Source organism: Streptomyces sp. NPDC059002 (genome assembly GCF_042740435.1).
Taxonomy (GTDB): Bacteria; Actinomycetota; Actinomycetes; order Streptomycetales; family Streptomycetaceae; genus Streptomyces.
Genome location: NZ_JBHYJI010000057.1, coordinates 1 through 26611, shown reverse-complemented (window position 1 = coordinate 26611; position 26611 = coordinate 1). Strand labels below are relative to the sequence as shown.

The 26611-nt window shown below is 71.5% G+C and carries 20 protein-coding genes; 14 read left to right on the top strand and 6 right to left on the bottom strand.

Annotation, left to right across the window (positions count from 1 at the left end):
- The first annotated feature begins 344 nt into the window (after positions 1-344).
- Complete coding sequence (locus tag ACFWZ2_RS34690; RefSeq protein WP_384552588.1) at positions 345-1349, top strand: DNA-3-methyladenine glycosylase family protein; 1005 nt, start codon at positions 345-347, stop codon at positions 1347-1349.
- 87 nt (positions 1350-1436) lie between these two features.
- Here the strand turns inward: ACFWZ2_RS34690 and ACFWZ2_RS34685 are convergent, their stop codons facing one another.
- From ACFWZ2_RS34685 to ACFWZ2_RS34675, 3 genes are read right to left on the bottom strand one after another with little or no spacing between them, the layout of a single operon-like run.
- On the bottom strand, positions 1437-2750 hold the full coding sequence (locus tag ACFWZ2_RS34685; protein ID WP_384552587.1) for a coenzyme F420-0:L-glutamate ligase: 1314 nt from the start codon (positions 2748-2750) through the stop codon (positions 1437-1439).
- Positions 2747-3703 (bottom strand): 2-phospho-L-lactate transferase, encoded by a 957-nt coding sequence (cofD, locus tag ACFWZ2_RS34680; protein WP_384552586.1) that lies wholly within the window; start codon positions 3701-3703, stop codon positions 2747-2749. Before cofD ends, ACFWZ2_RS34685 begins: the two co-directional genes overlap by 4 nt.
- A 33-nt stretch (positions 3704-3736) precedes the next feature.
- Positions 3737-4252, bottom strand: coding sequence for a cysteine dioxygenase (locus ACFWZ2_RS34675; RefSeq protein ID WP_384552585.1), 516 nt, complete (start codon positions 4250-4252; stop codon positions 3737-3739).
- Positions 4253-4876: 624 nt separating this feature from the next.
- Between ACFWZ2_RS34675 and ACFWZ2_RS34670 the strand changes: the two genes are divergently transcribed.
- The 3 genes from ACFWZ2_RS34670 (at position 4877) to ACFWZ2_RS34660 (ending at position 10558) form a co-directional block, all read left to right on the top strand.
- Entirely contained in the window at positions 4877-5140 is a 264-nt protein-coding gene (locus ACFWZ2_RS34670) for a WhiB family transcriptional regulator (RefSeq protein ID WP_016642094.1), read from the top strand.
- A 268-nt stretch (positions 5141-5408) separates the two neighbouring features.
- Positions 5409-9068, top strand: a complete 3660-nt coding sequence (locus ACFWZ2_RS34665; protein WP_384552583.1) for a glycosyltransferase family 2 protein — start codon at positions 5409-5411, stop codon at positions 9066-9068.
- Positions 9065-10558: a DUF5719 family protein gene (locus ACFWZ2_RS34660; RefSeq protein WP_384552581.1), complete on the top strand. Its 1494-nt coding sequence runs from the start codon at positions 9065-9067 to the stop codon at positions 10556-10558. Before ACFWZ2_RS34665 ends, ACFWZ2_RS34660 begins: the two co-directional genes overlap by 4 nt.
- A 112-nt stretch (positions 10559-10670) precedes the next feature.
- On the opposite strand, the gene ACFWZ2_RS34655 is transcribed toward ACFWZ2_RS34660, so the two are convergent.
- Positions 10671-11132, bottom strand: coding sequence for a metallopeptidase family protein (locus tag ACFWZ2_RS34655; protein WP_384552645.1), 462 nt, complete (start codon positions 11130-11132; stop codon positions 10671-10673).
- A 262-nt stretch (positions 11133-11394) separates the two neighbouring features.
- Between ACFWZ2_RS34655 and ACFWZ2_RS34650 the strand changes: the two genes are divergently transcribed.
- The 7 genes from ACFWZ2_RS34650 (at position 11395) to ACFWZ2_RS34620 (ending at position 19161) form a co-directional block, all read left to right on the top strand.
- Positions 11395-11820 carry a DUF3499 domain-containing protein gene (locus ACFWZ2_RS34650; RefSeq protein WP_384552579.1) on the top strand — a complete coding sequence of 142 codons (426 nt, stop codon included), beginning with the start codon at positions 11395-11397 and terminating at the stop codon, positions 11818-11820.
- Positions 11821-12021: 201 nt separating this feature from the next.
- Positions 12022-13638, top strand: a complete 1617-nt coding sequence (locus ACFWZ2_RS34645; protein ID WP_384552577.1) for an L-lactate permease — start codon at positions 12022-12024, stop codon at positions 13636-13638.
- 112 nt (positions 13639-13750) lie between these two features.
- A complete protein-coding gene (locus tag ACFWZ2_RS34640) occupies positions 13751-15115 on the top strand; it encodes a phosphomannomutase/phosphoglucomutase (protein ID WP_384552575.1) in 1365 nt (454 codons plus the stop codon).
- Between the two features lie 248 nt (positions 15116-15363).
- Complete coding sequence (locus ACFWZ2_RS34635; protein ID WP_384552573.1) at positions 15364-15540, top strand: Trm112 family protein; 177 nt, start codon at positions 15364-15366, stop codon at positions 15538-15540.
- 109 nt (positions 15541-15649) lie between these two features.
- Positions 15650-16849: an SIS domain-containing protein gene (locus tag ACFWZ2_RS34630; RefSeq protein ID WP_384552571.1), complete on the top strand. Its 1200-nt coding sequence runs from the start codon at positions 15650-15652 to the stop codon at positions 16847-16849.
- Between the two features lie 90 nt (positions 16850-16939).
- The gene (manA, locus tag ACFWZ2_RS34625) at positions 16940-18091 is read left to right on the top strand and encodes a mannose-6-phosphate isomerase, class I (protein WP_384552569.1); all 1152 of its coding nucleotides are present in this window, start codon (positions 16940-16942) and stop codon (positions 18089-18091) included.
- Positions 18092-18201: 110 nt separating this feature from the next.
- Positions 18202-19161 carry a cation diffusion facilitator family transporter gene (locus tag ACFWZ2_RS34620; protein ID WP_384552567.1) on the top strand — a complete coding sequence of 320 codons (960 nt, stop codon included), beginning with the start codon at positions 18202-18204 and terminating at the stop codon, positions 19159-19161.
- Between the two features lie 81 nt (positions 19162-19242).
- Here the strand turns inward: ACFWZ2_RS34620 and ACFWZ2_RS34615 are convergent, their stop codons facing one another.
- The gene (locus tag ACFWZ2_RS34615; protein ID WP_384552566.1) at positions 19243-21324 is read right to left on the bottom strand and encodes a fructose-specific PTS transporter subunit EIIC; all 2082 of its coding nucleotides are present in this window, start codon (positions 21322-21324) and stop codon (positions 19243-19245) included.
- A gap of 366 nt (positions 21325-21690) precedes the next feature.
- Here ACFWZ2_RS34615 and ahcY point away from each other — a divergent pair, with 366 nt between their 5' ends.
- Both ahcY and ACFWZ2_RS34605 read left to right on the top strand, forming a co-directional pair.
- Positions 21691-23145 (top strand): adenosylhomocysteinase, encoded by a 1455-nt coding sequence (ahcY, locus tag ACFWZ2_RS34610; protein ID WP_384552564.1) that lies wholly within the window; start codon positions 21691-21693, stop codon positions 23143-23145.
- Between the two features lie 374 nt (positions 23146-23519).
- Complete coding sequence (locus ACFWZ2_RS34605; RefSeq protein ID WP_384552562.1) at positions 23520-24134, top strand: hypothetical protein; 615 nt, start codon at positions 23520-23522, stop codon at positions 24132-24134.
- A gap of 17 nt (positions 24135-24151) precedes the next feature.
- Here ACFWZ2_RS34605 and ACFWZ2_RS34600 read toward each other — a convergent pair whose 3' ends face one another.
- The gene (locus ACFWZ2_RS34600) at positions 24152-25135 is read right to left on the bottom strand and encodes an RDD family protein (protein WP_384552560.1); all 984 of its coding nucleotides are present in this window, start codon (positions 25133-25135) and stop codon (positions 24152-24154) included.
- A gap of 88 nt (positions 25136-25223) precedes the next feature.
- Here ACFWZ2_RS34600 and ACFWZ2_RS34595 point away from each other — a divergent pair, with 88 nt between their 5' ends.
- On the top strand, positions 25224-26231 hold the full coding sequence (locus ACFWZ2_RS34595; protein ID WP_384552559.1) for a stage II sporulation protein M: 1008 nt from the start codon (positions 25224-25226) through the stop codon (positions 26229-26231).
- The last annotated feature ends 380 nt before the right edge of the window (positions 26232-26611 follow it).

Here is a 26611-nt window from a genome sequence, read left to right as displayed (position 1 = left end):
GGTCTGCCCGGGCCGGTGACCGCCTCGGCCCGTCCGGGCCGGTGACCGCGCTGGCCTGCTCGGGTCGGTGTCTGCGCTGGTCCGTCCGGACCGGTGTCTGGCCTGGTCTCCTCGGACCGCCGTGACCGACGTCGGCCGCTCGGGCCGGTGTCTGGCCCGGTCTTCTCCGGCCGGTGACCGCACTGGTCCGCGCGGACCAGTATCCGCCCCGCCCCTCGGACCAGTGACCGTCCCGGTCAGCCGGGGACCGGTAGCCGCCCCGGTCAGCCGGACCGGTAACCGCCCCCGTCCCCGCGGACCCGTATCCGCCCCAGCGGCCCCCCGCGTCGCCTACCCTCGTGCAGATGTCGTCCCGTTTCGCCCCGCGTCCCACCCGTACTTCGGTGCGCGGTGGCGAGGCGGCCGTGCCGGTGGGTGTTGCTCGGCGGGTCACGGCGTCCCTGACCCGGGTCTGGCGGCCGCCTCACCCCCTGGACCTGGGCCTGACTCTGGGGCCGCTGCGGCGCGGTCCGGCCGACCCGACCTTCCGTACCACCCCGGACGGCTCGGTCTGGCGGGCGAGTCGTACCCCGGAGGGCCCCGGAACGCTGCGTGTCGCGTTGCGTGCGGGGGCGGTCGAGGCGGAGGCGTGGGGCCAGGGAGCGGCCTGGTTCCTGGATCAACTCCCCGCGATGCTGGGGGAGTTGGACGACCCCGCCGCCTTCGAGCCCCGGCATCGCCTGGTCGCCGCGACGGCACACCGCCGCCCGGGCCTGCGCCTGACCCGTACGTCCCTGGTCCTCGAATCCCTGATCCCGTCGATCCTGGAACAGAAGGTCACCACGGACGAGGCCTACCGGGCCTGGCGCCTCCTGGTCCGTACGTACGGAGAACCGGCCCCGGGCCCGACCCCGGCCAAGGCCCGCATGCATGTGATGCCGGACCCCCGCACCTGGTCCCTGATCCCCTCATGGGAGTGGCACAAGGCGGGGGTGGACAACAAGCGCGCGTCCACGATCCTGCGCGCGGTCGCGCGGGCCTCCCGCCTGGAGGAAGCGGCGTCGATGGATCCGCTCCAGGCCCAGTCCCGCCTGGAACTGATCCCCGGCATCGGCCCCTGGACCTCGGCGGAAACGGTCCAGCGCAGCAACGGCGCCCCCGACGCGGTGACGGTCGGCGACCTCCACCTCCCCGGCATCATCGGCCACGCCCTGGCGGACAACCGCAACGCGGACGACGCGGAAATGCTGAGGCTCCTGACCCCGTACGAGGGCCAACGCCACCGAGCGACCCGCCTGATCCTCCTGAGCGGCAAAACCCCGCCCCGCAGAGAACCCCGAATGCCGAGGGGCAACATCGCGGCGCTGTGAGCGCCCCGTAAGGGGCGCGGGGAACTGCGCGACAAGCCCCCGCACGCCCGCGCCCGAAAACGAACCCCAAGGCCCCGGGGGGACCAGTCACCGGACGGAGATGAAGCCCTCCAGATCCCGCCCGGCCCGAGCCGCAGGCTCAACCGCCGGATGCCCCACAGCAACCGCACCCATCGGATCCCAGGACTCCGGAAGCCCCAGAACCTCCCGGACGACACCTCGGCAGAACATCGTCGAAGAAACCCACGCGGAGCCGAGCCGCTCCCCGGCCAACGCGACCAGGAAGTTCTGCACGCCCGCGCCCGCCGCGACCACGAACATCTCCCGCTCGGCCGCATCCCGCCGCGCGTCCCCGTACGTATGGGCCCCGTCCATCACCAGGCAGGGCACCACCAGATACGGCGCCTTGCGCAGCACATCGCCCCGCCGCACCCGCTGGGCGATGGACTCCTCCGACTTCCCGTCCCGCCGCAGATCGGCGATCCACGCGTCCCGCATGGCGTCGAGCAGTTCGACCCGCGAAGCGGCGGACTCGAGCAGGACGAAACGCCAGGGCGTCGTGTGATGGGGCGCGGGCGCGGTCACCGCCGCGGCCACGGCCCGCCGCACGGCCCCGGGGTCGACCTCCTCGTCGGTGAACTCGCGCACGGTCCGCCGCAGCGTCACCGCTTCCCGTACCGCCTCGGACGTCCCGAGCCGGAACATGTCGTCGCGCGCACCACGCACCAACGCCCGGGCCCCCTCGTCCGCGGAGTCCGGCCCGTCGCCCACGACATGCGGCAGCCCACGGACCACGGCGACGGGCAGCCCCGCGGCCTTGCCCTTGACGAGGTCGCCCGCGGCGGCGAGTTCATCCGCGGTGGCGACGACGGTGGCGCTCAGCGGATTGCCGTGCGCGTCGACGCCGCCCCGCAGATCGTCGAGCACGCGCACGCCCGCCGCACCGATGGCGACATCGGTGAGCCCGGACCGCCAGGGCCGCCCGAAGGTGTCGGTGACGACGACGCCGACGTCGACTCCCAGCGCCGCGCGCACACCGTCCCGTACGGCACGGGCCGAGGCGTCGGGGTCCTCGGGCAGCAACAGCACGGTCCCGGACGGCGTGTTGGAGGCGTCGACCCCGGCCGCGGCCATGATGAGGCCCTGCCGGTTCTCGACGATGCGCAGGGGCCCGCGTCGCGCCACGACCCGCACGGTCTCCGCGTCGATGGCGGCTTCGCGGTCGTCCGCCCGGACGACGCGCCCCTCGGCCTTGCTGACGATCTTGGAGGTGACGAGGAGTACGTCCCCGTCGGCGAGCCCCGGCTCGGCGGCGGCGATCAGCTTGGCGAGGTCGTCGCCGGTCCGCACCTCGGGGAGCCCGGGCACGGCCCAGACGCGGTAGGACGGCGCGGCGGTCACGCCCGCACCTCCGCGGCGAGCGCGAGCGCCTCCCGCGCCATCTCGGCGGCGGCGTCGACGTCGGTCATCATCAGCGGAATGGCCCGGCACCGGATCCCGGCGCTCTCCACCCGCTCCACGACACCCGCGTCGACGCTGTCGACGAGCCAGCCGTCGAGCAGCCCGCTTCCGTAGTGTTCGGCGACGGCGGCGGCGCTGGTCTCGACCCCCACCGCGGCGAGCACCTTGTCGGCCATGCCGCGCACGGGGGAGTCGCCGACGATGGGGGAGAGCCCGACGACCGGCACGCCTGCCTCGGCGATGGCCTCGCGGATGCCGGGCACGGCGAGGATGGTGCCGACGCTCACCACGGGGTTGGACGGCGGGAAGAGCACGACGTCGGCCTCGGCGATGGCTTCGAGGACGCCGGGCGCGGGCTTGGCCTGCTCGGCGCCGACGGGCACGACGGCGTGCGCGTCCACGGAGGCGCGCAGGCGCACCCAGTACTCCTGGAAGTGCACGGCCTTCTGCTCGCCGTCCACGGTCACGGCCACATGCGTCTCGACGCGGTCGTCGGACATGGGGATGAGCCGCACGCCGGGCTGCCACCGCTCGCACAGCGCCTGTGTGACGGCGCTGAGCGGATATCCGGCGCCCAGCATCTGCGTCCGCACGATGTGCGTGGCGAAGTCCCGGTCGCCGAGCCCGAACCACTCGGGTCCGACACCGTACGAGGCGAGTTCTTCCTTGACCTTGAACGTCTCGTCCGTACGTCCCCAGCCCTGTTCTTCGTTGATGCCGCCGCCGAGCGTGTACATCACGGTGTCCAGGTCGGGGCAGACCTTCAGCCCGAACAGGTGAATGTCGTCACCGGTGTTGCCGATGACCGTGATGTCCGCGTCGGGCGCGGCCTTCTTGAGCCCGCGAAGGAATCGGGCACCACCGATGCCGCCGGCCAGAACCACAATGCGCATGTGCCCAGCATGTCAGGCGGGTACGACAGTCTGTCAGGCGGTTACGACATCCTCCGCGGCGTCCGGCGCGACGGCGGCGGCGCACTGGGCGGCGTGCATCGGCATCTCGGTCAGGCCGGGGTAGTAGATGTGCAGGCTGACGGCCGGTTCGAGGGAGTCGTTGACGACCTCGTGGACGTACCCCGGCGCGAAGACGCGCTGCGCGCCCGCACCGAGCGCCCGCGTGCCCCGCTCGGTGCGCTCCGTCAACTCGCCCTCCAGAAGGGTGAGTACGCCGGACGAGCGCCCGTGGTCGTGCAGGCCGCTGCCCTGTCCGGGCACCCAGGAGAGCAGCCACACCTCGTAGCCGGGCCCGGTCTTGAGGCGGTGGTACCAGCGGCTGGTGGCGTCGTACTGGACGAGGTGTGCCCACTGGGAGCGGTCGGCGGCGATGGTGCGGGCGAGGCCGACGAACTCGGCCACGGTGGCGGGGTGCTCGCGGGCGGGCTGCAGGAGGTGCGGGACTTCGAGGATGTCGCCGGCGATCTGGAGGTCGCTGTCGCTGTTCATCGTGCGGTGGTTCCTCAACGTGTGAGTGCTGGGGTGTCGCGAAGGAAGGTGGAGCGCAGGGAGAGGCGTGAAGAGCGGGAGATGTGGAGCGGGAGAAGCGGCTCAACAGCTGGAGGGACTCAACAGCTGGAGCAGGAACAGCAACAGCGCGCGTGGGCAGCACCGATGGACCCGCTGGTGCGGGTCATCGAAAGAGCCAGGTTCGCGAGCATGCCCACCAGGACACCGGCTCACACCTTCGGTGTCAACTCGATGTCCGCAATGTGGGATATGTTTCACCTCATCCGGTTGTTCTCTCAGGCGAAAGGTTTGTGCACTCGCCGCAGGGGACACATGGCGCAGCAACCGGCACTCAAACATCGACGTCCTCTTTTGTGGGACCTCTTGGGACCTCTTGGGGCCCGCTGGAAGGCGGTGCCGGATGGGCCGCTGGCAAGTGTCAGGGTTTATGCCGATTTGAACACTTTCCGCATAGCCTTGGTTCCGCAGAGTGAATAAGGGGCCCAATAGCAGATCTCGGCTTGACTGGCCCGGATCGGCACACTTGTAATTTCACTCGTGTCGTTCAGCCGAAATCGGTAACGGCAAGCACGACGGGGACGCACAGACAGACGAGGGGCGCACATGACCGAGCTGGTTCAGGAACTGCTGGTCGAGGACGCGGACGAGGAACTCGGCTGGCAGGAGCGCGCGCTGTGCGCCCAGACCGATCCCGAGTCCTTCTTCCCCGAGAAGGGCGGCTCCACGCGCGAGGCCAAGAAGGTCTGCCTCGCCTGTGAAGTCCGCTCCGAATGCCTCGAATACGCACTCGCCAACGACGAACGCTTCGGCATCTGGGGCGGCCTGTCGGAACGTGAACGACGCCGCCTCAAGAAGGCAGCGGTCTGACGCGGACGCGCCCGCGCACGCTCCACGCGCGCGTAGGTCAAGGAAGCATGTGAACAGACCGGCCCCCGACGACGCGTGCCGCCCGGCCAATTCGGCACACACCTCCCTCAATCAATGCGCAACGAACGGCCCGTCACCCGTGGGTTATCCACAGGCGGCGGGCCGTCCTGGTGCCAGCCGTTAGTGTGGGGCCCCGTCCGAGACACCCCAGCGCCCCCGCAGGGCGCAGGCGTCCACCGCAGTCCATCGAACCGGGGCCCGTACCTCGATGTCCGTGCACAGCCATTCGGCAGCCCACCACGACGCTGCCGCCCCTGAGTTCCCGCGGCACGTCGTGACCGCCGTCCTCGTCTCCCACGACGGCGCCCGCTGGCTGCCCGACGCCCTGGCCGGGCTGCTCGGCCAGGAGCGGCCCGTGCAGAACGCGGTGGCCGCGGACACCGGCAGCGCGGACGACTCCGCCCGCCTGGTCACCGAGGCACTCGGCGCCGACCGCGTGCTGCACCTCGCACGCCGCTCCGGCTTCGGCACCGCCGTCGACGAGGCCGCCCGCACCGCCGGGGTGCTGACCCCCGAAGAGCTGCCGTATCTGAAGCGCCCCAGCGGCTGGGACCCGGTGAGCCGGTCCTGGCGCGACGACGCGTACGACATGCCGGAGCTGCCGCACGGCGAGCCCGTGCAGTGGCTCTGGCTGCTGCACGACGACTGCGCGCCCGAGCCGGACGCCCTCGCCGAACTGCTCCGCGTCGTCGAGAACGAACACGAACTCGGCAACGACGTCGCCGTCGTGGGCCCCAAGCTCCGCGGCTGGTACGACCGCAGGCAGCTCCTCGAAGTCGGCGTCTCCATCGCCCACAGCGGCCGCCGCTGGACCGGCCTCGACCGGCGCGAACAGGACCAGGGCCAGCACGACCACGTACGCCCCGTGCTCTCCGTGTCCACCGCCGGAATGCTGATCAGGCGCGACGTCTACGAACAGCTCGGCGGCTTCGACCGGCGCCTGCCGCTGATGCGCGACGACGTCGACCTGTGCTGGCGCGCGCACGCCGCGGGGCACCGCGTCCTCGTCGCCCCCGACGCCGTCGTGCGGCACGCCGAGGCGTCCTCGCGCGAGCGCCGCACCGTCGACTGCGTCGGCCGTACGGCGACGTCGCCGCACCGCGTCGACAAGGCGGGCGCCGCGTACACCCTGCTCGTCAACGCCCGTACGGCCGTGCTGCCCTGGGTCCTCGTCCGGCTCGTGGTCGGCACGCTCCTGCGCACCGTCGCGTATCTCGTCGGCAAGGCACCGGGACAGGCTCTCGACGAGATCGCCGGTCTCCTCGCCACGCTGCTGCGGCCGGGGCGGATCCTCGGCGCCCGTAAAACGCGCGGCAAGCCGGCCGTCGACGCGGGCGAGATGCGGCCGCTGTTCCCGCCGCCGGGCGCCACTGTGCGCGCCACCGTCGAACAGGCGGCGGGCAGCCTCGTCGGCCGCTCCGACCCGGAGGCCCCCTCGGGCGCCGGACGGCACGGCGCCGTCGAATCGGGGCCGGGCGGCGACGACGCGGACTTCCTGCAGATCGAGCAGTTCGCCCGGCTCAAGCGCATCGCCCGCAAGCCCGGACCGATGCTCTTCGTAGTGCTGCTCTTCGTCTCGCTCATCGCCTGCCGCGCCCTGCTCGGCAGCGGTGCGCTCGCGGGCGGCGCGCTGCTGCCCGCACCCGCCGACTCCTCGGACCTGTGGGCGCGCTACCTGGACGGCTGGCACCCCGTGGGCACCGGCGGCACCCAGGCGGCGCCGCCCTACATCGCGCTCGTCGCGGGCCTGTCCACGCTCCTGTTCGGCTCCACCGGGCTCGCGGTCACCGTGCTGCTCGTCGGCTCCGTGCCGCTCGCCGGGTTCGCCGCGTACTTCGCGTCCCGCCCGCTCGTCCAGTCACGGCTGCTGCGGGCCTGGGCCTCGGTCGCGTACGCCTTCCTGCCCGCCGCCACCGGCGCGCTCGCGGGCGGCCGTATCGGCACCGCCGTCCTCGCCGTCCTGCTGCCGCTCATCGCGCGCGCGGGCATCGCGGCCAGCGGCCTGGCGGCCACGGAGGGCACGCGCGGCACCTGGCGCGCCACCTGGGCGTACGCACTGCTGCTGACCATCGCCACGGCCTTCACGCCGATCGTCTGGCCGATCGCCCTGGTGCTCGGCCTCGGCCTCCTCGTGCTGCGCCACGCCGACATCACGGCCTACGGGCTGCGCTTCCTCGCCGCGCTCGGCACCCCGCTGCTCGTGCTCGCGCCGTGGTCCCTCTCGCTGCTGCCCTTCGGCTTCTTCCAGGAAGCGGGCCTGGAGTTCGGCAGCGGCTCCGCGTCCGCACTCGACCTGCTCGGCGGCAGCCCCGGCGGCCCCGGCACCGTGGCCGGGCTGCTGCTCATCGGCATCGTGCTCGCCGCACTCGGCGCCCTGCTGCGCGGCGAGCGACAGCTCGCCGTCCGCACCGCCTGGGCCGTCGCCCTGGTCTCGCTGGTCTTCGCCGTCCTGTCGAACGGCTCGGCCTGGGCCGGACCCGCCACCCTCGGATACGGCATCGCGCTCCTCGCGGCGGCCGCGCTCGGCGCCGACGGGGCACGCGCGCGTGTCGCCGAGCAGAGCTTCGGCTGGCGTCAGCCGGTCGCGGCGCTCATCGCGTTCGCGGCGGCCGCCGGGCCGCTGCTCGTCGCCGCCGGGTGGATGATCCGCGGCGCCGACGGCCCCCTGGAGCGGCGCGATCCGGTGCAGGTGCCCGCGTTCGTCGCCGAGGAGAGCGGCACCGAGGACCAGGCCCGCACCCTCGTCCTGGACAGCGAGTCGGCCGCCAAGGTCTCGTACTCGCTCGTACGGGGCTCGGGCGCACGCCTCGGTGACGCCGAACTCGCCGCGGCCGCCGCCACGGACGACAAGCTCGACAAGATCGTCGCCCGCCTCATCGCGGGCTCCGGCGCCGACCAGGCCGACCAGCTCGGCGGCTTCGCGGTCCGCTACGTCCTCGTACGCGACGGAGCGCCCCGCCAGATGAGCCGCACCCTGGACGCGACGCCAGGGCTGACCCGGCTCAGCCAGGAGGACGGCAGCGCCCTGTGGCGCGTGGACCGGCAGGTCTCCCGCGCCGCCGTCGTCCCGAAGTCCGGCGACCCGGAGCCGGTCGCCGCGGGCCCGGTCGAACTGCACACGAAGATCCCCTCCGGCGACCAGGGCCGCGTCCTGCGGCTCGCCGACTCCGCCGACCCCGGCTGGACGGCCACCCTGGACGGCCGCCCGCTCGACCGGGTCACCGTGGACGGCTGGGCGCAGGGCTTCGAACTGCCCGGCGCGGGCGGCCGCCTCGACGTCACCTTCGAGACCCCGGTGAGCCACACGGGCTGGCTGTGGGCACAGGGCGCGCTCGCCGTCGTCCTGGTGGTGCTCGCCCTGCCGGGACGCCGTCGCGACGTCGACGACGACCTGCCCGAAGAGCCCGTCGTCCCGGCCCAGGCCGTCGACGGCGAGGGCCGCAGGGCGCGCAGGCTGCGGGCACAGAGCGAGCAGGCCGCGCAGGAGGCGGGCCAGGACGTACCGCCTCCTCCTTCGGAGGAGGCCCTTGCCGCGGTCCCGCAGCAGCAGTCGTACGAGGAGTGGGAGGCCCCGGCACACGCGGGCGCCGAGCACGGCACGTACGGAGGCGAGCAGCAGTACCAGGGCGGGCAGTATCCGGCCGGGACGTACGAGCAGCCGTCGTATCCGGCGGACGCCCACCAGGGCGGCCAGTACGACCCGTACGCCTCCTACGGAGGGGCGGGCGGTGCCTACGGAGGCGGCGATCAGCAGTACGGGCAGTCCTACGACGCCGCGTACGGCCAGCAGCAGCCCCCGATGCCGCCGCTGCCCCCGCAGCCGCCGCACGGCACCGACAGTGAGCGCCCCGACGGGAGCCAGCAGTGAACCGCACCACCCAGTCCCTGATCGCCGTGGTCGTCGCGCTCGGCGCCGTCACCGGGTACGCCATGTCCAGCGGCCCGGACGGCACGGGCGACGACGGAGCGAAGTCCGCGGCGCGGCTGCCCGTCGAGCGCACCAGCCTGCTGTGCCCGGTGCCCAGCGCCTCCGACCTCGCCGAGACCTCGTACACCGCCTTCACCCCCAAGTCGAGCGGCGCCGAGGGCAAGGGCGAGGCGGAACTGCTGCCCGTGAGCAGGGCGTTGACGGACGTGGCCAAGACGCAGGACAAGAAGAACGCCAAGCCGTTCCTGACGCAGAAGGCGCCGGGCGAGCCGGTGGCGGGTGAGGAGTCGGGCGCCGAGTCGCCCGCGCTCATCGGCACCGCGGACGGCGGCCTCGCCCCCGGCTGGACCGTGCAGCAGACCACGACGTACGCGGCGGGCAGCGGCCGCGGTGTGCAGGGCACCAACTGCACGGCGCCCGACACGGACTTCTGGTTCCCGGGCGTGAGCACCGCCAAGGACCGCAGCGACTACATCCACCTGACGAACCCCGACGACTCGGCGGCCGTCGTCGACGTCCAGCTCTACGGCCCCGACGGCGTCGTCAAGGCCGAGGTGGGCGAGGCGATCCAGGTCCAGCCGCACTCCAGCGTCCCGGTGCTCCTGTCCACGCTCGTCGGCAAGCCGTACACGAACCTCACGATGCATGTGACGGCGCGCAGCGGCCGGGTCGCGGCCGCCGTGCAGTCCTCCGACGAGAAGCTCGGCGGCGACTGGCTGCCCCCGTCGTCCGACCCGGCAGGCAGCCTGGTGCTGCCCGGCATCCCCAAGGACGCCACGTCGGTGCGCCTGGTCGCCCTCGCGCCCGGCTCCGACGACGCGGACCTGAAGGTCGAACTGGCCTCGCCGAACGGCACGATCACCCCGGCGGGCCACGAGAACCTGCACGTGAAGGCGGGCATGACGGCCGCCGTCGACCTCGGCGACCTCACCAAGGGCGAGGCGGGTTCGCTGCTCCTGACGCCGACGGACACCTCGGTGCCGGTGGTGGCGGCGCTGCGCGTCACGCGCGGCAAGGGCAGCAAGCAGGAGACGGCGTTCATCCCGGCAACGAACGCGATCGGCACGCGCGCGACGGTCGCCGACAACCGCGCCAAGGGCTCCACGCTCTCCCTGGTGGCCCCGGGCAAGTCGGCGAAGGTGAAGATCACGGCGTCGGCGGGCACCGAAGGCGGCTCGTCGGCCTCGAAGACGTACACGGTCAAGGGCGGCACGACCCTCGCGGTCCCGCACCCGCCGGTGCCGGACGGACTCAAGGGGGCGTACGCCCTCACCGTGGAGTCGGTGTCGGGCGGCGAGGTCTACGGATCGCGCATGCTGGAGCGCCCGCAGGACGGCATCCCGATGTTCACCGTGCAGACGCTGCCGGACGACCGGGGGACGGTCGCGGTGCCGGAGGCGGAGCGGGACCTGTCAGTGCTGCAGAAGTGATGTCGTCGCAGACATGAGGGGTGCCGTAGACGTGAGAGTGCCGTAGGCATGAGGGTGCCGCGAAAATGACGGCACCTCAGAAATGGGGTCCCCGCGCGCGGGACGGCGGAGGCTACTCCTCGTCGCCGTAGCGCGGGTCCACCGACTCCGGGGACAGGCCGAGCAGTTCGGCGACCTGCTCGACGACCACCTCGTGCACGAGGGCGGCGCGTTCGTCGCGTCCCTTGGTGCGGATCTCCACCGGGCGGCGGTAGATCACGACGCGGGCGGGCCGGTCATCGGCCGCCGAGATCGTGCCGCCCAACGGCACCACCTCGTCGCGCCACTCCCCGTCGGCCCCGTCGGAACCGCCCAGGGGCGGCACCTCGAGCACCAGGAAGTCGATCTCCGCGAGCTGCGGCCAGCGCCGCTCGAGCCGCTCCACGGAGTCCTGCACGAGGTCGGTGAAGGCCTCGGCGCGGCTGGCCGAGAGCGGCACCTGGGGCGGCGCGACGGGGCCGCGCATGCCCCGGCCGTGGCGGTCGCGGCGGCGGGGCCTCGGGTCTGCTGAGCGGGGCTGCACGGGGTCGTCCATCACTGATGAAGGGTAGTCCCCGAGATCGCCCTTTCCGCTCGGTGCACGGCATGTCGCTTCCTGACCATTCCGGCCAAGCTTGGGCTCGTTTCCATATCTCTCCAGGACCGTCGACCTCGCGACAAATGACGTGATTCACGCCATGTGGTGACCGGATTCAATACCGCCCGCCTCCGTGGCCACTGGCGTCTCCGCAGGTCAACGAGGCGGCTGCGCGGCACTTCGCAGCGCGGGCCACGGCACGACACGGTGGGGTGAGCTCGTGGAGAGTCGTCGCGGCCCGCTCAAGAGTGCGGTACCGTCCAACGTCGTGAGCCCTGTACGTCGCTGTTCGCGCACCGCTTGCGGCCGTCCCGCCGTCGCGACGCTGACGTACGTCTACGCCGACTCGACCGCGGTCCTCGGCCCCCTCGCCACCTACGCCGAACCCCACTGCTACGACCTGTGCGCCGAGCACTCCGAGCGCCTCACCGCGCCCCGCGGCTGGGAGGTCGTCCGGCTCGCGGACGCGTCGGGACCGGCCCGCCCCAGCGGCGACGACCTCGAAGCGCTCGCCAACGCCGTGCGCGAGGCGGCCCGCCCGCAGGAGCGCGCGGCCGAGGCGGCCGGCGGCGGAGCGCGGACGGCGGACCCGATGGAGGTCGCACGCCGCGGCCATCTGCGGGTGCTGCGCTCACCCGAGTCCTGACCTGACCGAAGCTCCGGCAGTCTCTTCGGAAACGAGATCCCGGCAGTCTCTCCGGAAAAGGAACCGCGGCAGTCTCTCCGGAAGCGGAATCCCGGCAGGCTCCCCGACCGGCCTTCACTGGATCTTCTCCGTCCCGCACGTTGACGCCTGTTTGATCAGGCCACGACGATTTCGCCACCCCACAGCTCGGGAGGCGTCCCTGTGTTCGTGCAGCAACTGGAGCCCGTGGCCGACTCGCTCGGCCTGTCCGCACTCGTCGCGACCCTGCCCCTCCTGACCGTCCTCGTCCTGCTCGGCGCCGCCCGCATGAAGGCCCACCGGGCCGGGCTCATCGGGCTCGCGGTCGCCGTCCTCGTCGCCTGGCTCGCCTACGACATGCCGCTCGGCCAGACCGCGTCCAGCGCCGCACAAGGGGCCCTCTTCGGCCTCTTCCCCATCCTGTGGATCGTCGTCAACGCCCTGTGGGTGTACCGGATGACGGTCCGCACCCGGCACTTCGACATCCTGCGCCGCTCCTTCGGACGGCTCTCCGACGACCCCCGCATCCAGGCGCTCGTCGTGGCCTTCTGCTTCGGGGCACTCCTGGAGGCGCTCGCCGGATTCGGGGCGCCCGTCGCGATCTGCTCGGTGATGCTCGTCGCCCTCGGCTTCGACCCGGTGCGCGCAGCCGTCGTCGCCCTCGTCGCCAACACCGCGCCCGTGGCCTTCGGGGCCATGGGCACCCCGGTCGTCACGCTGGCCCAGGTGACGGGCCTTCCGCTGGACACCGTCGCCACGGTCGTCGGCCGCCAGACGCCGCTGCTCGCGCTCGTCGTGCCGCTGCTCCTGGTGGCCCTCGTCGACGGGCGGCGCGGGCTCCGCGAGACCTGGGTGCCCGCCCTGGCCTGCGGACTCGCCTTCGCCGCCGCCCAGTTCGCGGCCTCCAACTACGTCTCCGCGCAACTCGCCGACATCGGGGCGGCCCTGGCGGGCGCGGGCGCTCTGGTGGCGGTGCCCGCCGCGCGCAGACCGGCCGCCGAGCCCGTCCGCGCCGCGGTCCTCACCGGCGTACGCAGCGAAGACCTCGACCACGACGACCCGCGCCCCGAAGTGCTGCGCGCCTACGCCCCGTACGCCCTGATCGTCGCCATCTTCTCCCTCGCCCAGATCCCCGCCGTCAAGGACTTCCTCGCGAAGGCGACCCGCACCTTCGACTGGCCCTTCCTCGACGTCGGCAACCCCTCGGGGGAGCCGGTCGGCGGCAATGTCTTCTCGCTGCCGCTCGTGGCGACGGGCGGCACGCTGGTGCTGCTCGCCGGGGTGGGCACGGCCGCGGTCATCGGGGTGCACGCGCGCGTGGCGGTACGCGAATGGGCCGCCACCGTCCACGAGTTGCGCTTCGCGATCCTCACCGTGACCTCCGTCCTGGCCCTCGCGTACGTCATGAACCTCTCCGGGCAGGCCGCCACGATCGGGCACTACGTAGCGGCCGCCGGTGCGGGCCTCGCCTTCTTGTCACCGGTGCTCGGCTGGTTCGGCGTCGCGGTCTCCGGCTCCGACACCTCCGCCAACGCGCTGTTCGGCGCCCTCCAGGTGACCGCGGCCAAGGAGTCCGGGCTCTCTCCGGAACTCCTCGCTGCGGCCAACAGCTCCGGCGGCGTACTCGGCAAGATGATCTCCCCGCAGAACCTGACGATCGCGTGCGCCGCCGTCGGGCTCGCCGGCAAAGAGGGCGATCTGCTGCGCAAGGTGCTGCCGTGGAGCTTCGGACTGCTCCTGGTGATGTGCCTGATCGTGGTGGCCCAGAGCACGGCGGTGCTCGGCTGGATGCTGCCGTGAGACCGCTTCCAGGGAGGCTCGGCCCGCTGTCGGCCGCAACAGGTAGTTTTGTGGTGACCGGGGAGAACTCTCCGTACTCGCTGAGCTAGCAGAACCGTAGAGAGGGTTGGCCGTGACTGCTGATCTGTCCCAGATCGTGAAGGCGTACGACGTCCGCGGGGTGGTCCCGGACCAGTGGGACGAGTCGCTCGCCGAGCTGTTCGGGGCGGCCTTCGCGCAGATCACGGCGGCGGACGCGATCGTCGTCGGGCACGACATGCGCCCCTCGTCGCCCGGCCTCTCGCGGGCCTTCGCGCGCGGTGCGGCCGCGCGCGGCGTCGACGTCACGGAGATCGGCCTCTGCTCGACGGACCAGCTGTACTACGCGTCGGGCGCGCTGAACCTGCCGGGCGCGATGTTCACGGCCTCGCACAACCCCGCCCAGTACAACGGCATCAAGATGTGCCGCGCGGGCGCCGCCCCGGTCGGCCAGGACACCGGCCTCGCGGAGATCCGCGCCCTGGTGGAGGGCTGGAGCGAGTCCGGCGCCCCCGAGAGCGCGGCGACCCCGGGCACGCTCACCCAGAGCGACACCCTCACCGACTACGCGGCGCACCTGCGCGGCCTGGTCGACCTCACCGCCATCCGCCCCCTCAAGGTCGTCGTCGACGCGGGCAACGGCATGGGCGGGCACACCGTCCCCACCGTCTTCGAGGGACTGCCCCTCGACCTCGTCCCGATGTACTTCGAGCTGGACGGCACCTTCCCGAACCACGAGGCCAACCCGCTGGACCCGGCGAACATCGTGGACCTGCAGAAGCGGGTGCGCGAGGAGGGCGCCGACCTCGGCATCGCCTTCGACGGCGACGCGGACCGCTGCTTCGTGGTCGACGAGAACGGCGGCCCAGTCTCCCCGTCGGCCATCACCGCCCTGGTCGCATCCCGCGAACTGGCCAAGCACGGCGGCAAGGGCACCGTCATCCACAACCTCATCACCTCCTGGTCGGTCCCGGAGGTCGTGAAGGAGAACGGCGGCACGCCCGTGCGCACGCGCGTGGGCCACTCCTTCATCAAGGAGGAGATGGCCAAGACCGGCGCGATCTTCGGCGGCGAGCACTCCGCGCACTACTACTTCAAGGACTTCTGGAACGCGGACACGGGCATGCTCGCCGCGCTCCACGTCCTCGCGGCCCTCGGCGGCCAGGAGGGCCCGCTGTCCGCGCTCGTCGCGCAGTACGACAGGTACGCGGGCTCCGGAGAGATCAACTCCACGGTCGACGACCAGACCGCGCGCCTCGCCGCGATCAAGACGGCGTACGACGGCCAGGAGGGCGTGACCCTCGACGAGCTCGACGGCCTCACCGTGACCGCCGCCGACTGGTGGTTCAACGTACGCGCGTCCAACACGGAGCCCCTGCTGCGCCTGAACGTGGAGGCGCGGGACGAGACGACCATGGCCAAGGTGCGGGACGAGGCACTGGCGATCATCCGCGGCTGACGTCGGCACCGGTGCGGGCGGGGCGACCTGGGTCGGCCTGCCCGTGCTGCCGGTGGACCTGAGTCGGTCCGCCCGCGGCCAAAGGGCCCGACCCCCTCCGCACCCCCGCGCCGCGCCCCGTGCGGAGGTAGGCTGACCAGGCCGCATACCGCGCCGCCCCAGCACGGATTCCGCCCGGAATCCCGCCCCGCGGCAGCGTGAGAACCCCAATGAGAACCCCACCCATTCAGCTCGAAGGGACCCACCCCATGCCGCTCGAAGCCGGCCTCCTGGAGATCCTCGCCTGCCCGGCCTGTCACGCCGCCCTCAAGGAGACGGACACCGAGCTGATCTGCACGGCGGACGCCAAGGAATGCGGTCTCGCCTACCCGGTCCGCGACGGCATCCCCGTGCTCCTGGTCGACGAGGCCCGCCGCCCGGCATAACGGCGCGGCGCCCGCCGCCCCGCCCGACAGCACGCCACGGTGTGCGACCGGCGCGGGACGGCGTACGACCAGCACAGGCAGCAAGCCGCGCACGGCGATCGGAGGCCCCATGCTCGACGAGTCACTCCTTGACGCCCCCGAGGCGCTCGCCCGCGCGGATCGCCGCGGTCTGCTGCGCGCCGCCGCCGAGGCAGGCGCCCGCGTCCGCACGGCGGTCCGGCACGCCGCCGAGGCAGGGCTCACCGACCTCAAGCCCGACGGCCGCCCCCGCGCCATCCTGGTCGCGGGCCCGGGCACCGCGGCGGGCTGTGTCGCCGACCTCGTCGGCGGCCTCGCGGGCGGCGGCTGCCCCGTCGTCCGGCTGACCCCGACGGGCGTCGCCCCCGCGGCGGGCGCCCTGCGCTGGGCGCTGCCCGGCTGGGTGGGCCCCGTCGACCTGCTGCTCATCGCCACCCCCGACGGCTCGGAACCGGGTCTCTCGCTCCTCGCCGAGCAGGCCTACCGCCGCGGCTGCACGGTCGTCGCGGTCGCGCCCGCCCGCTCGCCGCTGGCCCAGGGCGTGGAGGGCAGCCACGGCCTGACCGTCCCGATGGCCACCTCGCCGTACGGCGCCTACGAGGGCGCGCACGACGAGACCACCCGGCTCACCGCCTCGTACGAGGCACGCCGCGTGGAGGACGAGGCGGCCTCCGGCACCCCCGGCACCCTGTGGGCGCTGCTCGTCCCGCTGCTCGTGCTCCTCGACCGCACCGGCCTGATCGCCGCCCCGGTCGACGCCCTGCAGAAGGTCGCCGACCGGCTCGACGCCGTCGCGGAACGCTGCGGTCCGGCCATCACGACGTACAGCAACCCCGCCAAGACGCTCGCCGCCGAGCTCGCCGAAGCGCTGCCGCTCATCTGGACCGAGGGCCAGTCGGCGGGGGCCGCGGGCCGTCGCTTCGCCGCCGTGCTCGCCGAGCTCGCCGGGCATGCCGCGCTCGCCGCCGAGCTGCCCGAGGCGCTGCCCGCGCACGGCGCCCTGCTCGCCGGGAATCCGGCGGGCGGCACCGACACCGACGACTTCTTCCGCGACCGCGTCGACGACCCGGCGGCTCTTCGCGCGCGCGTGGTGCTGCTCCGCGACCGGCCCGCCGACGCCGGAGGGCTCACCGCGGCGCCCGCCGCCCGCGAACTCGCCCACAGCCACGACGTCGCGCTCAGCGAACTGGAGCCGGAGAGCGGCGACGGTCTCGAAGCACTCGCCGAGCTGATCGCCGTCACTGATTTCGCCGCCGTTTACCTGGCGCTCGCCTCGGGGGACCGATCATGACCGCACACCGGTCATGGCCGTACCGATCGTGACCGAACCCGTCCCGATCGCAGTCCAGCATTCGCGTACGTAGTAAGGGAGACCCCCTCCGTGGACCGCCTCACCAACACCATCCGCCCCTACGCCTGGGGTTCGACCACCGCCATCGCGGAGCTCATCGGCGCCGAGCCGAGTGGTGAGCCGCAGGCCGAGATGTGGATGGGGGCCCACCCGGGCGCGCCCTCGCGCACCGGGCGCGGCGCGCTCAACGAGGTCATCGACGCGGACCCGGAGCACGAACTCGGCAAGGAAGCGGTCGCCAAGTTCGGACCGCGCCTGCCCTTCCTCCTGAAGATCCTCGCCGCGGGCGCCCCGCTCTCCCTCCAGGTGCACCCCAACCTCGCCCAGGCCAAGGAGGGTTACGCGGCGGAGGAGCGCCGGGGCGTCCCGATCGACGCCCCGCACCGCAACTACAAGGACGCCAACCACAAGCCCGAACTGATCTGCGCGCTCACGCCGTTCGACGGCCTCTGCGGCTTCCGCGACCCCGCCGAGACCGCCGCCCTCCTCGAAGGCCTCGGTGTCGACTCCCTCAAGCCGTACGCCGACCTGCTGCGCGCCCACCCCGAAGAGGCCGCGCTGCGCGAGGTCCTGACGGCCGTCCTGACCGCCGACCCCGAGCAGATGGCCGAGACGGTCGGCGAGGTCACGGCCGCCGCCCAGCGCCTCGGCGGTGTCTACGAGCCGTACGCCGGAATCGCCCACCACTACCCCGGCGACCCGGGCGTCATCGCGGCGATGCTCCTCAACCACGTCCAACTGCAGCCGGGGGAGGCCCTGTTCCTCGGCGCGGGCGTCCCGCACGCCTACCTCGACGGCCTCGGCGTCGAGATCATGGCCAACTCGGACAACGTCCTGCGCTGCGGCCTGACCCCCAAGCACGTCGACGTACCCGAACTCCTGCGCATCGTCCGCTTCGAGGCCACCGACCCCGGCGTCCTGCGCCCCGAGGCCTCGTCCGACGGCGAAGAGGTCTACGACACCCCGATCGACGAGTTCCGGCTCTCCCGCTTCGTACTCCCCGAGGGCGCCGCCCCGCACGACCTCACCGCCGCCACCCCGCAGATCCTGCTCTGCACGGCGGGCTCGGTCCACGCGGGCGAACTGGCGCTCACGCCCGGACAGTCCGCCTTCGTGCCCGCAGGCGAAAAGGCCGAAGTGTCCGGAGTCGGCACGGTTTTCCGTGCCACTGTGGTGGCCTGACGTCCCCACGCCCCCTCGTGCTGCAACAATGACCCACCGCCAAGGGCGGGCAAAGAGCCGCCCCGGCAGCGTGGTCGATACGTACGAAAGCGAAGGGACACCCTGCACTTATGAGCGCGTCAGGCGGAACAAAGGCGATTGTCGCGGCACTCGCCGCGAATCTCGCGATCGCGGTGGCGAAGTTCGTCGCGTTCATCTTCAGCGGCTCGTCGTCGATGCTCGCCGAGAGCGTCCACTCGCTCGCCGACTCCGGCAACCAGGGCCTGCTGCTCCTCGGCGGCAAGAAGGCCCAGCGCGAGGCGACCCCGCAACACCCCTTCGGCTACGGCCGCGAGCGCTACATCTACGCCTTCCTCGTCTCGATCGTCCTCTTCTCGGTCGGCGGCATGTTCGCGATCTACGAGGGCTACGAGAAGATCAAGCACCCGCACGAGCTGGAGCACTGGTACTGGCCCGTCGGGGTCCTGGTGTTCGCGATCATCGCGGAGAGCTTCTCCTTCCGGACCGCCATCAAGGAGTCCAACCCGCTGCGCGGCAACCTCTCCTGGAAGGAGTTCGTCCGCCGCGCCAAGGCCCCCGAGCTGCCGGTCGTCCTCCTGGAGGACCTCGGCGCGCTCGTCGGCCTGATCCTCGCCCTCGGCGGCGTCGGCCTCGCCCTCGCCACCGGCGACGGCGTCTGGGACGGCATCGGCACGCTCTGCATCGGCATCCTGCTCATCCTCATCGCGATCGTCCTCGCCGCGGAGACCAAGTCCCTGCTGCTCGGCGAGGCCGCGGGCACCGAGGAAGTCGCCAAGATCGAGAAGGCCCTGGTCGACGGCGACACGGTCACCAAGGTCATCCACATGCGCACGCTCCACCTCGGCCCCGAGGAACTGCTCGTCGCCGCCAAGGTCGCCGTCCAGCACGACGACACGGCCGCGGAGGTCGCCGCCGCGATCAACGCCGCGGAGGAGCGCATTCGCGCCGAGGTCCCGATCGCCCGCGTGATCTACCTCGAGCCGGACATCTTCAGCGAGTCGGCCGCCGCCCAGGGCACCAACCCGGCGAAGGCGCCCGGCGGACACTGAGCCTTCTTCGTACGTACGTCGATGGGGCCCGCACCGGTCTGGTGCGGGCCCCATCTGCGTTACGCGAAGGGACGGGCGGACCTACCGGACCTCACGCAGTACGTCGAGGATCGCGGCGTCGTCCGGCGCCGCCTCGAGCCGCTCACGGAAGCCCGTGTCCATCAACTTCCGCGACAGCAGGGCGAGAATCCGCAGATGCTCGTCCCCCGCGGCCGCCTCCGGCACCGAGATCATGAAGATCAGCTTGGCCTTCGTGCCGTCGAGCGCGCCCCACTCGATGCCCTCCGCCGACCGCGCGAACCCGACGACCGGCGAGGCCACGGCATCGGTCTTGGCGTGCGGGATGGCGATCTCCTCGCCGAGCCCCGTGGTGCCCTGCGCCTCGCGCCGCAGCGCGGTCTGCACCAGCTCCTCGACGTCCTTGACCTTGCCGGTGGTGGCGAGCAGCGCGGCCATCTCGCGGATCGCCGCCTCCTTGTCCTGCGCCGCGAGCCGCACCTTGACGGTCTGCTCCGTGAGATAGCCGGAGAGGACCTCGTCGGCGGGCTCCGGCGCCGGCTCGGGGGAGGGCGCCGGGGCCGGGGCCGCCGGACCCGTGGCCTTCTGGAGACCGTCCGCCGCGACCGCCGCACCACCCGCGGCCGCCCCGACCCCGGCGAGCACCGGCTCGGGCCCGCCCGGCACCTCGACCAGCGGGGCGCCGCGCCGCTTGCGCTCGCTGAGGTCGACCAGCGTCACGGTGGTGAGCGCGGTGACGACCGAACCGATCGCGATGGCCACGAAGAACATCGGTACGCCACCGACGGCGCCGAGCACCGCCACGATCGGGCCACCGTGCGGCACCGCGTCCTTCACGCTCGCCAGACCGGCGATGGCACCGGCGACGGCGCCGCCCAGCATGTTGGCGGGGATGACCTGCGCGGGCCGTGCGGCGGCAAACGGGATGGCACCTTCTGAGATGCCGAACAAGCCCATGAACAACGCGGCCATACCGGTCTCGCGTTCCTGCTGCGAGTAGAGCCTGCGGCGGATCAGCGTCGCGAGCCCCTGCCCGAGCGGCATGACGGGAATCGCCGCGGCGCACATGCCCATGACGGTCTGGTTGCCGGTCGCGATGAGCCCCGCACCGAACAGGAACGCCGTCTTGTTGACGGGGCCGCCCATGTCGAACGCGATCATGAGCCCCAGGATCGCGCCGAGCAGGATCGCGCTCGTCCCGGTCATGCCACTGAGCCAGTCGGTCAGGTGCTCGAAGATCCAGGCGATCGGTTTGCCGATGACGTAGATGAAGAAGAGGCCGAGCGCACTCGTCGCGACGATCGGGATCACGATGATCGGCATGATCGGCTGGACGAACTTCGGGACCTTGACCTTCTTGATCCACAGGACCAGATAGCCCGCGAGGAAGCCGGTCACGATGGCCCCGATGAAGCCGGCGCCCGCCTCGGAGTCGTACAGCGAACCGGTGTTGGCGATCCAGCCGCCGATCATGCCGGGCACCAGCGCGGGCCGGTCACCGATCGCGTACGCGATGTATCCCGACAGGATCGGCACCATCAGCGTGAAGCCGATGACCCCGATGGCGTTGACGTGCGCCCAGAAGGTGCCTTCCGGAATGACATAGCCCTTGGCGGTGGCATCGCCGCCGAGGGCCAGCGAGATGGCGATCAGCAGACCGCCCACCACCACGAACGGAATCATGTACGAGACGCCGTTCATCAGCGCCTTGTACGCGACGCTCCGCTCCTTGCCCCCGCCACCGCCGGAGAGCGGCTCGGCGGAACCCCCGCCACCACCTCCGCCGTGCACGGGCGCGCTGCGCACCTGCTCGATCAGCCGCTCCGGATGGCTGATGCCCTCGGACACCCCGACGGACAGCACGCGCTTGCCCACGAACCGGCTGCGGTCCACGTCCTTGTCGGCTGCGATGATGATGCCGTCGGCGCCTCTGACATCGTTGTCAGTCAGAACGTTCTCGGCCCCGATGGAGCCCTGTGTCTCCACCTTCATGTCGATGCCGAGGCTCTCCGCGGCCTGCGAAAGCTTCTCCGCGGCCATGTACGTGTGAGCGATACCGGTCGGACAGGCGGTCACCGCGAGCAGCTTCAGCTTCTTCTGCCCGCTGCTGTCCCCGCCTATCGGGGGATCGGCCGGACTGGTCACGTGGATCTCCTAACGCCCAAACACTTTTGCCGAACAAGATCGCGCACATGTTCCCGATCTCAAGGCATCCTGCAACACATAAGCGCAGGATCAAAAGCGCAAAGGTCCCATATCGTCCGGGTCTGACGGCCTCTGTGCCAGTGATGACGTACCTGGAGGCGGGCTGGGGCTTGCTGGGCCAATCGGTGTAGCTTTGTGGGTGAGCCAGACGTCGCTGCTGATGGCGGTCGGGCGGTCCTCGCACGGACCGACCGAGGGAGAGAGGGCCTCCGACGGACTGCGCTGCGCGCGTCGGTGCACCCCTGTGCCCGATGCCGCAGGTCAGCCATGTCCACCCTCGATCGATCCACGAGGAGCAGCTCACTCATGACTCTCATCAACGGCAAGGACTTCAAGGTCGCCGACCTCTCCCTCGCCGACTTCGGCCGCAAGGAGATCACCCTCGCCGAGCACGAGATGCCCGGCCTGATGTCGATCCGCAAGGAGTTCGCCGCCTCCCAGCCGCTGGCCGGCGCCCGCATCATGGGCTCCCTGCACATGACCGTGCAGACCGCCGTCCTCATCGAGACCCTGGTCGCCCTCGGCGCCGAGGTCCGCTGGGTCTCCTGCAACATCTTCTCGACCCAGGACCACGCCGCCGCGGCCATCGCGGTCGGTCCGAACGGCACGCCGGACAACCCCCAGGGCATCCCGGTCTTCGCCTGGAAGGGCGAGACCCTGGAGGAGTACTGGTGGTGCACGGAGCAGGCGCTGACCTGGCCGAACACCCCCACCGGCGGCCCGAACATGATCCTGGACGACGGCGGCGACGCCACCCTCCTCGTCCACAAGGGCGTCGAGTACGAGAAGGCCGGCAAGGTCCCCTCCGTGGACACCGCCGAGAACGACGAGCACCGCGTCATCCTGCAGCTCCTCAACCGCACCATCACCGAGGGCTCGCAGAAGTGGACCCAGCTCGCCTCGGAGATCCGCGGCGTGACCGAGGAGACCACGACCGGCGTCCACCGTCTGTACGAGATGCACCGTGACGGCTCGCTGCTCTTCCCGGCGATCAACGTCAACGACGCCGTCACGAAGTCGAAGTTCGACAACAAGTACGGCTGCCGCCACTCGCTGATCGACGGCATCAACCGCGCCACCGACGTCCTCATCGGCGGCAAGACGGCCGTCGTGCTCGGCTACGGCGACGTGGGCAAGGGCTGCGCGGAGTCCCTGCGCGGCCAGGGCGCCCGAGTGATCGTCACCGAGATCGACCCGATCTGCGCGCTGCAGGCGGCGATGGACGGCTACCAGGTCACCACGCTCGACGAGGTCGTCGACAAGGCCGACATCTTCGTCACCACGACCGGCAACAAGGACATCATCATGGCCTCGGACATGGCCAAGATGAAGCACCAGGCGATCGTGGGCAACATCGGCCACTTCGACAACGAGATCGACATGGCCGGCCTCGCGAAGATCGAGGGCATCGTCAAGGACGAGGTCAAGCCGCAGGTCCACACCTGGACGTTCCCCGACGGCAAGGTCCTCATCGTGCTGTCCGAGGGCCGCCTGCTGAACCTGGGCAACGCGACCGGCCACCCGTCCTTCGTGATGTCCAACTCGTTCGCGGACCAGACGCTGGCCCAGATCGAGCTGTTCACCAAGCAGGAGGAGTACCCGACTGACGTCTACGTGCTCCCCAAGCACCTGGACGAGAAGGTCGCCCGCCTCCACCTCGACTCGCTCGGCGTGAAGCTCACGACGCTCCGCCCGGAGCAGGCTTCGTACATCGGCGTCGAGGTCGAGGGCCCGTACAAGCCGGACCACTACCGCTACTGACGGCCAACTGGCCACCGGTCAGTACCACTTCAGCAGGCCCTCGCCCCCGCGGCGGGGGCCTGCCCCTTTGCGGCCGACTCCGATGCCGACGTCACGGCCGACCCAGCCGGGCGAACGGCACGCCGCACGCCCCACGACCTGCCACTCCCTGCCCCGGGCAGGAGTCAGAGGTCCACGCCGGAGAGGACACAGGCGTATACCGGAGACCAAGGGCGCGCACCGGAGATCAAGGCGCGCACCGGAGACCACGGGCCCGCATCAAAGGCCCCAGGTACACACCGGAGACCACCAGCTCACGCCAGAGGCCAGAGGCCACAGGCCCATGTCAGAGATTCAGCAGCTCACGCCCGGAACAAGACCGAGGACCGAGACCCATGCCCCGCGGCCGATATTCGCTCCATGATCCGCACGATCACACCCCCCTCGGTGAAGAACACTTCCACTGCGCCCCCGGCCCCTCCGGCTGGCGCTACGTCTCCCAACGAACCTCCCCCTCAGGCACCCCCGTCGGCTCCGTCGACCTCGCCCTCGACGACCGCGGGCGCCCCATCCGTCTCGAACTCCACGCCGCCGACTGGCAGGTGCGCGCCGCCGCCCTCAACGGCGTCACCTGGGTCCGCACCGACCCCACCGGCGAACACGCCACGGAGAACAACGCCCCCGCTCACGCCTTCTCCGGCACGTCCCCCGCATTCCTCATCGCGATCGCCCGTCTTCTGCGCCTCCCCCCGGCTTCCCCCGCGACCCGAATCCGCCTGGTCGCCTTCACCGACCCGGTCCTGGCTCCCCGCACCCTCGACCAGTCCTGGGCTCTGCTGAAAAGAGAAGCACACGCCACTGACAACGGCCCGCTGACCGTGGACGAATACCAGGTCACAGCCCTGGACACCGGCGAACAGCACGTCGTCCACATCACCGGCGACGTCGTCCTCTCGGCCCCCGGCATCGAACTCGAACACCTCGAATCCCCACCGTCAGCCCTCGACTGACCCGCCGGCCCGTGCCCCTACGCAGGTGGCGCGAACCCCGTGGCGGGAGGCGTGGCGTCGTCGCCCGCATCCACGGCCGAGGCCGACGGCACGGGCGGAGCGGCAGCGGGCGCAACCGGCGAAAAAGAAGGTGACGACGCAGGCGCGGGCGAAGGCCAAGCCGAAGGCACGGACGGCGAAACCGAGCCGTTCGGCGGCGGAGACGGATACGGATGGGGAGCCGACGCACCCGCCCCTCCGACGTACGGCGGCGCCTCACCGAAGGCCCGCCGCGCGTCCCGGGCCTGCCGCTCATGGACGACAGCGGCCAAGTAGGCCGCCGGAGGAACGCCCTGCGGCGCGGGCGCCCCCGTCCGCTCCACCAGATCGGACGCGAGCCGCTCCGCCATCGCCCAGCCCACCTGCGGATCCAACTGCCCCATCCGCGTGAGGTACTGCCGAATCGCCAGCCAGAGACTCTCGGGAACCCCGGACAGATCAAGCCCGGAGAACTGCCCCACAAGCCACGGCGGCGGCGGAGGAACGAACGCCCCCTTCCCCGAGGGCACCCGCTCACGCACGACCAGCGTTCCCGCGAACACATCCCCGAGCCGCCGCCCGCGCGCGGACACCAGCGACGCGATGCAGGCGACGACCCCGAACGTCAGCAGAATCTCGACGACCCCGACGGCCCCCCGCACCAACGCATGCCGGAACCGGATCGGCCCCCCGTCGTCCCGCACCACCCGCAGCCCGCACGCAAGCTTCCCCAGCGACCGCCCATGACTGAGCGTCTCGACCGCGATGGGCACGCCGACCAGAACGAGTACGAAAGTGGCGACCGCGACAGCGGCCGCCGCGGCGTCGTCCAGCGAAGCGGTCGAGGCGAGGATCCCGATGGTCACCGCGAGATAGACGGCCCATGCAACGACCAGGTCGATCAGCACCGCCAGTGCCCGGCTCGGCAGTTTCGCGGGACGCAGCTCCAGCGCCACCGCCTCACCCGTCACAAGCTCACTCACGCCCGCCGCCCTTCCCTGCCCTGCCGTAGGACTGGCCAGTCTGCCAAGCTGAGAGGCCCCGCGCCGCAGTAGGAGGAGCAGCCGCCCGATGGACCTCGACGTCTTTGTGTCCGCCCACCGAGCCGAGTGGGACCGACTGGACGTCCTGCTGCGCCGCCAACGCCGCCTCTCCGGAGCAGAGGCCGACGAACTCGTCACCCTCTATCAACGCACCGCGACGCATCTGTCCCTGATCCAGTCCAGCGCCCCCGACCCGCAGCTCATCGGACGCCTCACACACCTGGTGGCACGCGCGCGTAGCGCCGTGACGGGCACCCGCCGCGCCTCCTGGCGCGACGTGACCCACTTCCTGGCCCGCGGTTTCCCCGCGGCGGTCTACCGCTCCCGCCACTGGTGGGTCCCCACGGCCCTCCTGTCGACGGTCCTCGCGGCCGTCATCGGCTGGTGGATCGCCACGCACCCCGAGGTCCAGGCATCGATCGCCGCCCCCAGCGAACTGCGCGAGCTCACCCGCCCCGGCGGCCAGTACGAGACGTACTACTCCAGCCACCCCGCGACCTCCTTCGCCGCTCAGGTCTGGACGAACAACGCACAGGCAGCCGCGATGTGCCTCGTCCTGGGCGCCTTCCTCTGCTTCCCCGTCATCTGGATCCTCTTCCAGAACATGCTGAATCTCGGGGTCGGCATCGGCCTGATGTCCTCGGCCGACCGTCTCGACACCTTCCTCGGCCTGGTCCTTCCGCACGGCCTCCTGGAACTGACGGCCGTATTCGTGGCCGCGGGCACTGGCCTGCGCCTCGGCTGGACCGTCATCGACCCAGGCCCACGCACCCGCCGCACGGCCCTCGCCGAGGAAGGCCGAGCGGCCCTGGGCATGGCCATCGGCCTGGCCCTGGTCCTCTTCGTCTCCGGCGCCATCGAAGGCTTCGTCACCCCGTCGGGCCTGCCGACCTGGGCCCGCATCGGCATCGGCATCGCCGCTGAACTGGCATTCCTTGTGTACGTCTATGTCCTCGGCGGCAGAGCGGCACGCGCAGGTGAAACGGGAGACCTGGACGGAGCCGACCGCAGCTCCGAGGTCCCCCTCGCAGCGTGATGTGCGTACGGCCTCTCTGACCTGCTAGTCTCCTCCTCGCCCCAAGAAAACCGTTGACACGGATGGACGGGGGAGGTAGATTCGAACAGTTGCCTAGAGCTGGACAAGTCCAGCGGCGGCGGTTAACATCTGTCTGCTTCTTGAATTTCATTAATCAAGAAGCCACCCCCGATCAATCGGAAATCTCGAGCCGGTCAGTCCGGCCAAAAACTTCTGATAAAGTCGGATCAGCCGAAAGGCAAAGGCCCTCCAACGGCCACCGGAAATGAAATCCGAACCGGGAACGGAACGGAAAACGGATCTGGTAAGGTTGGAAACACGAAATACCGAAGGGAAGCGCCCGGAGGAAAGCCCGAGAGGGTGAGTACAAAGGAAGCGTC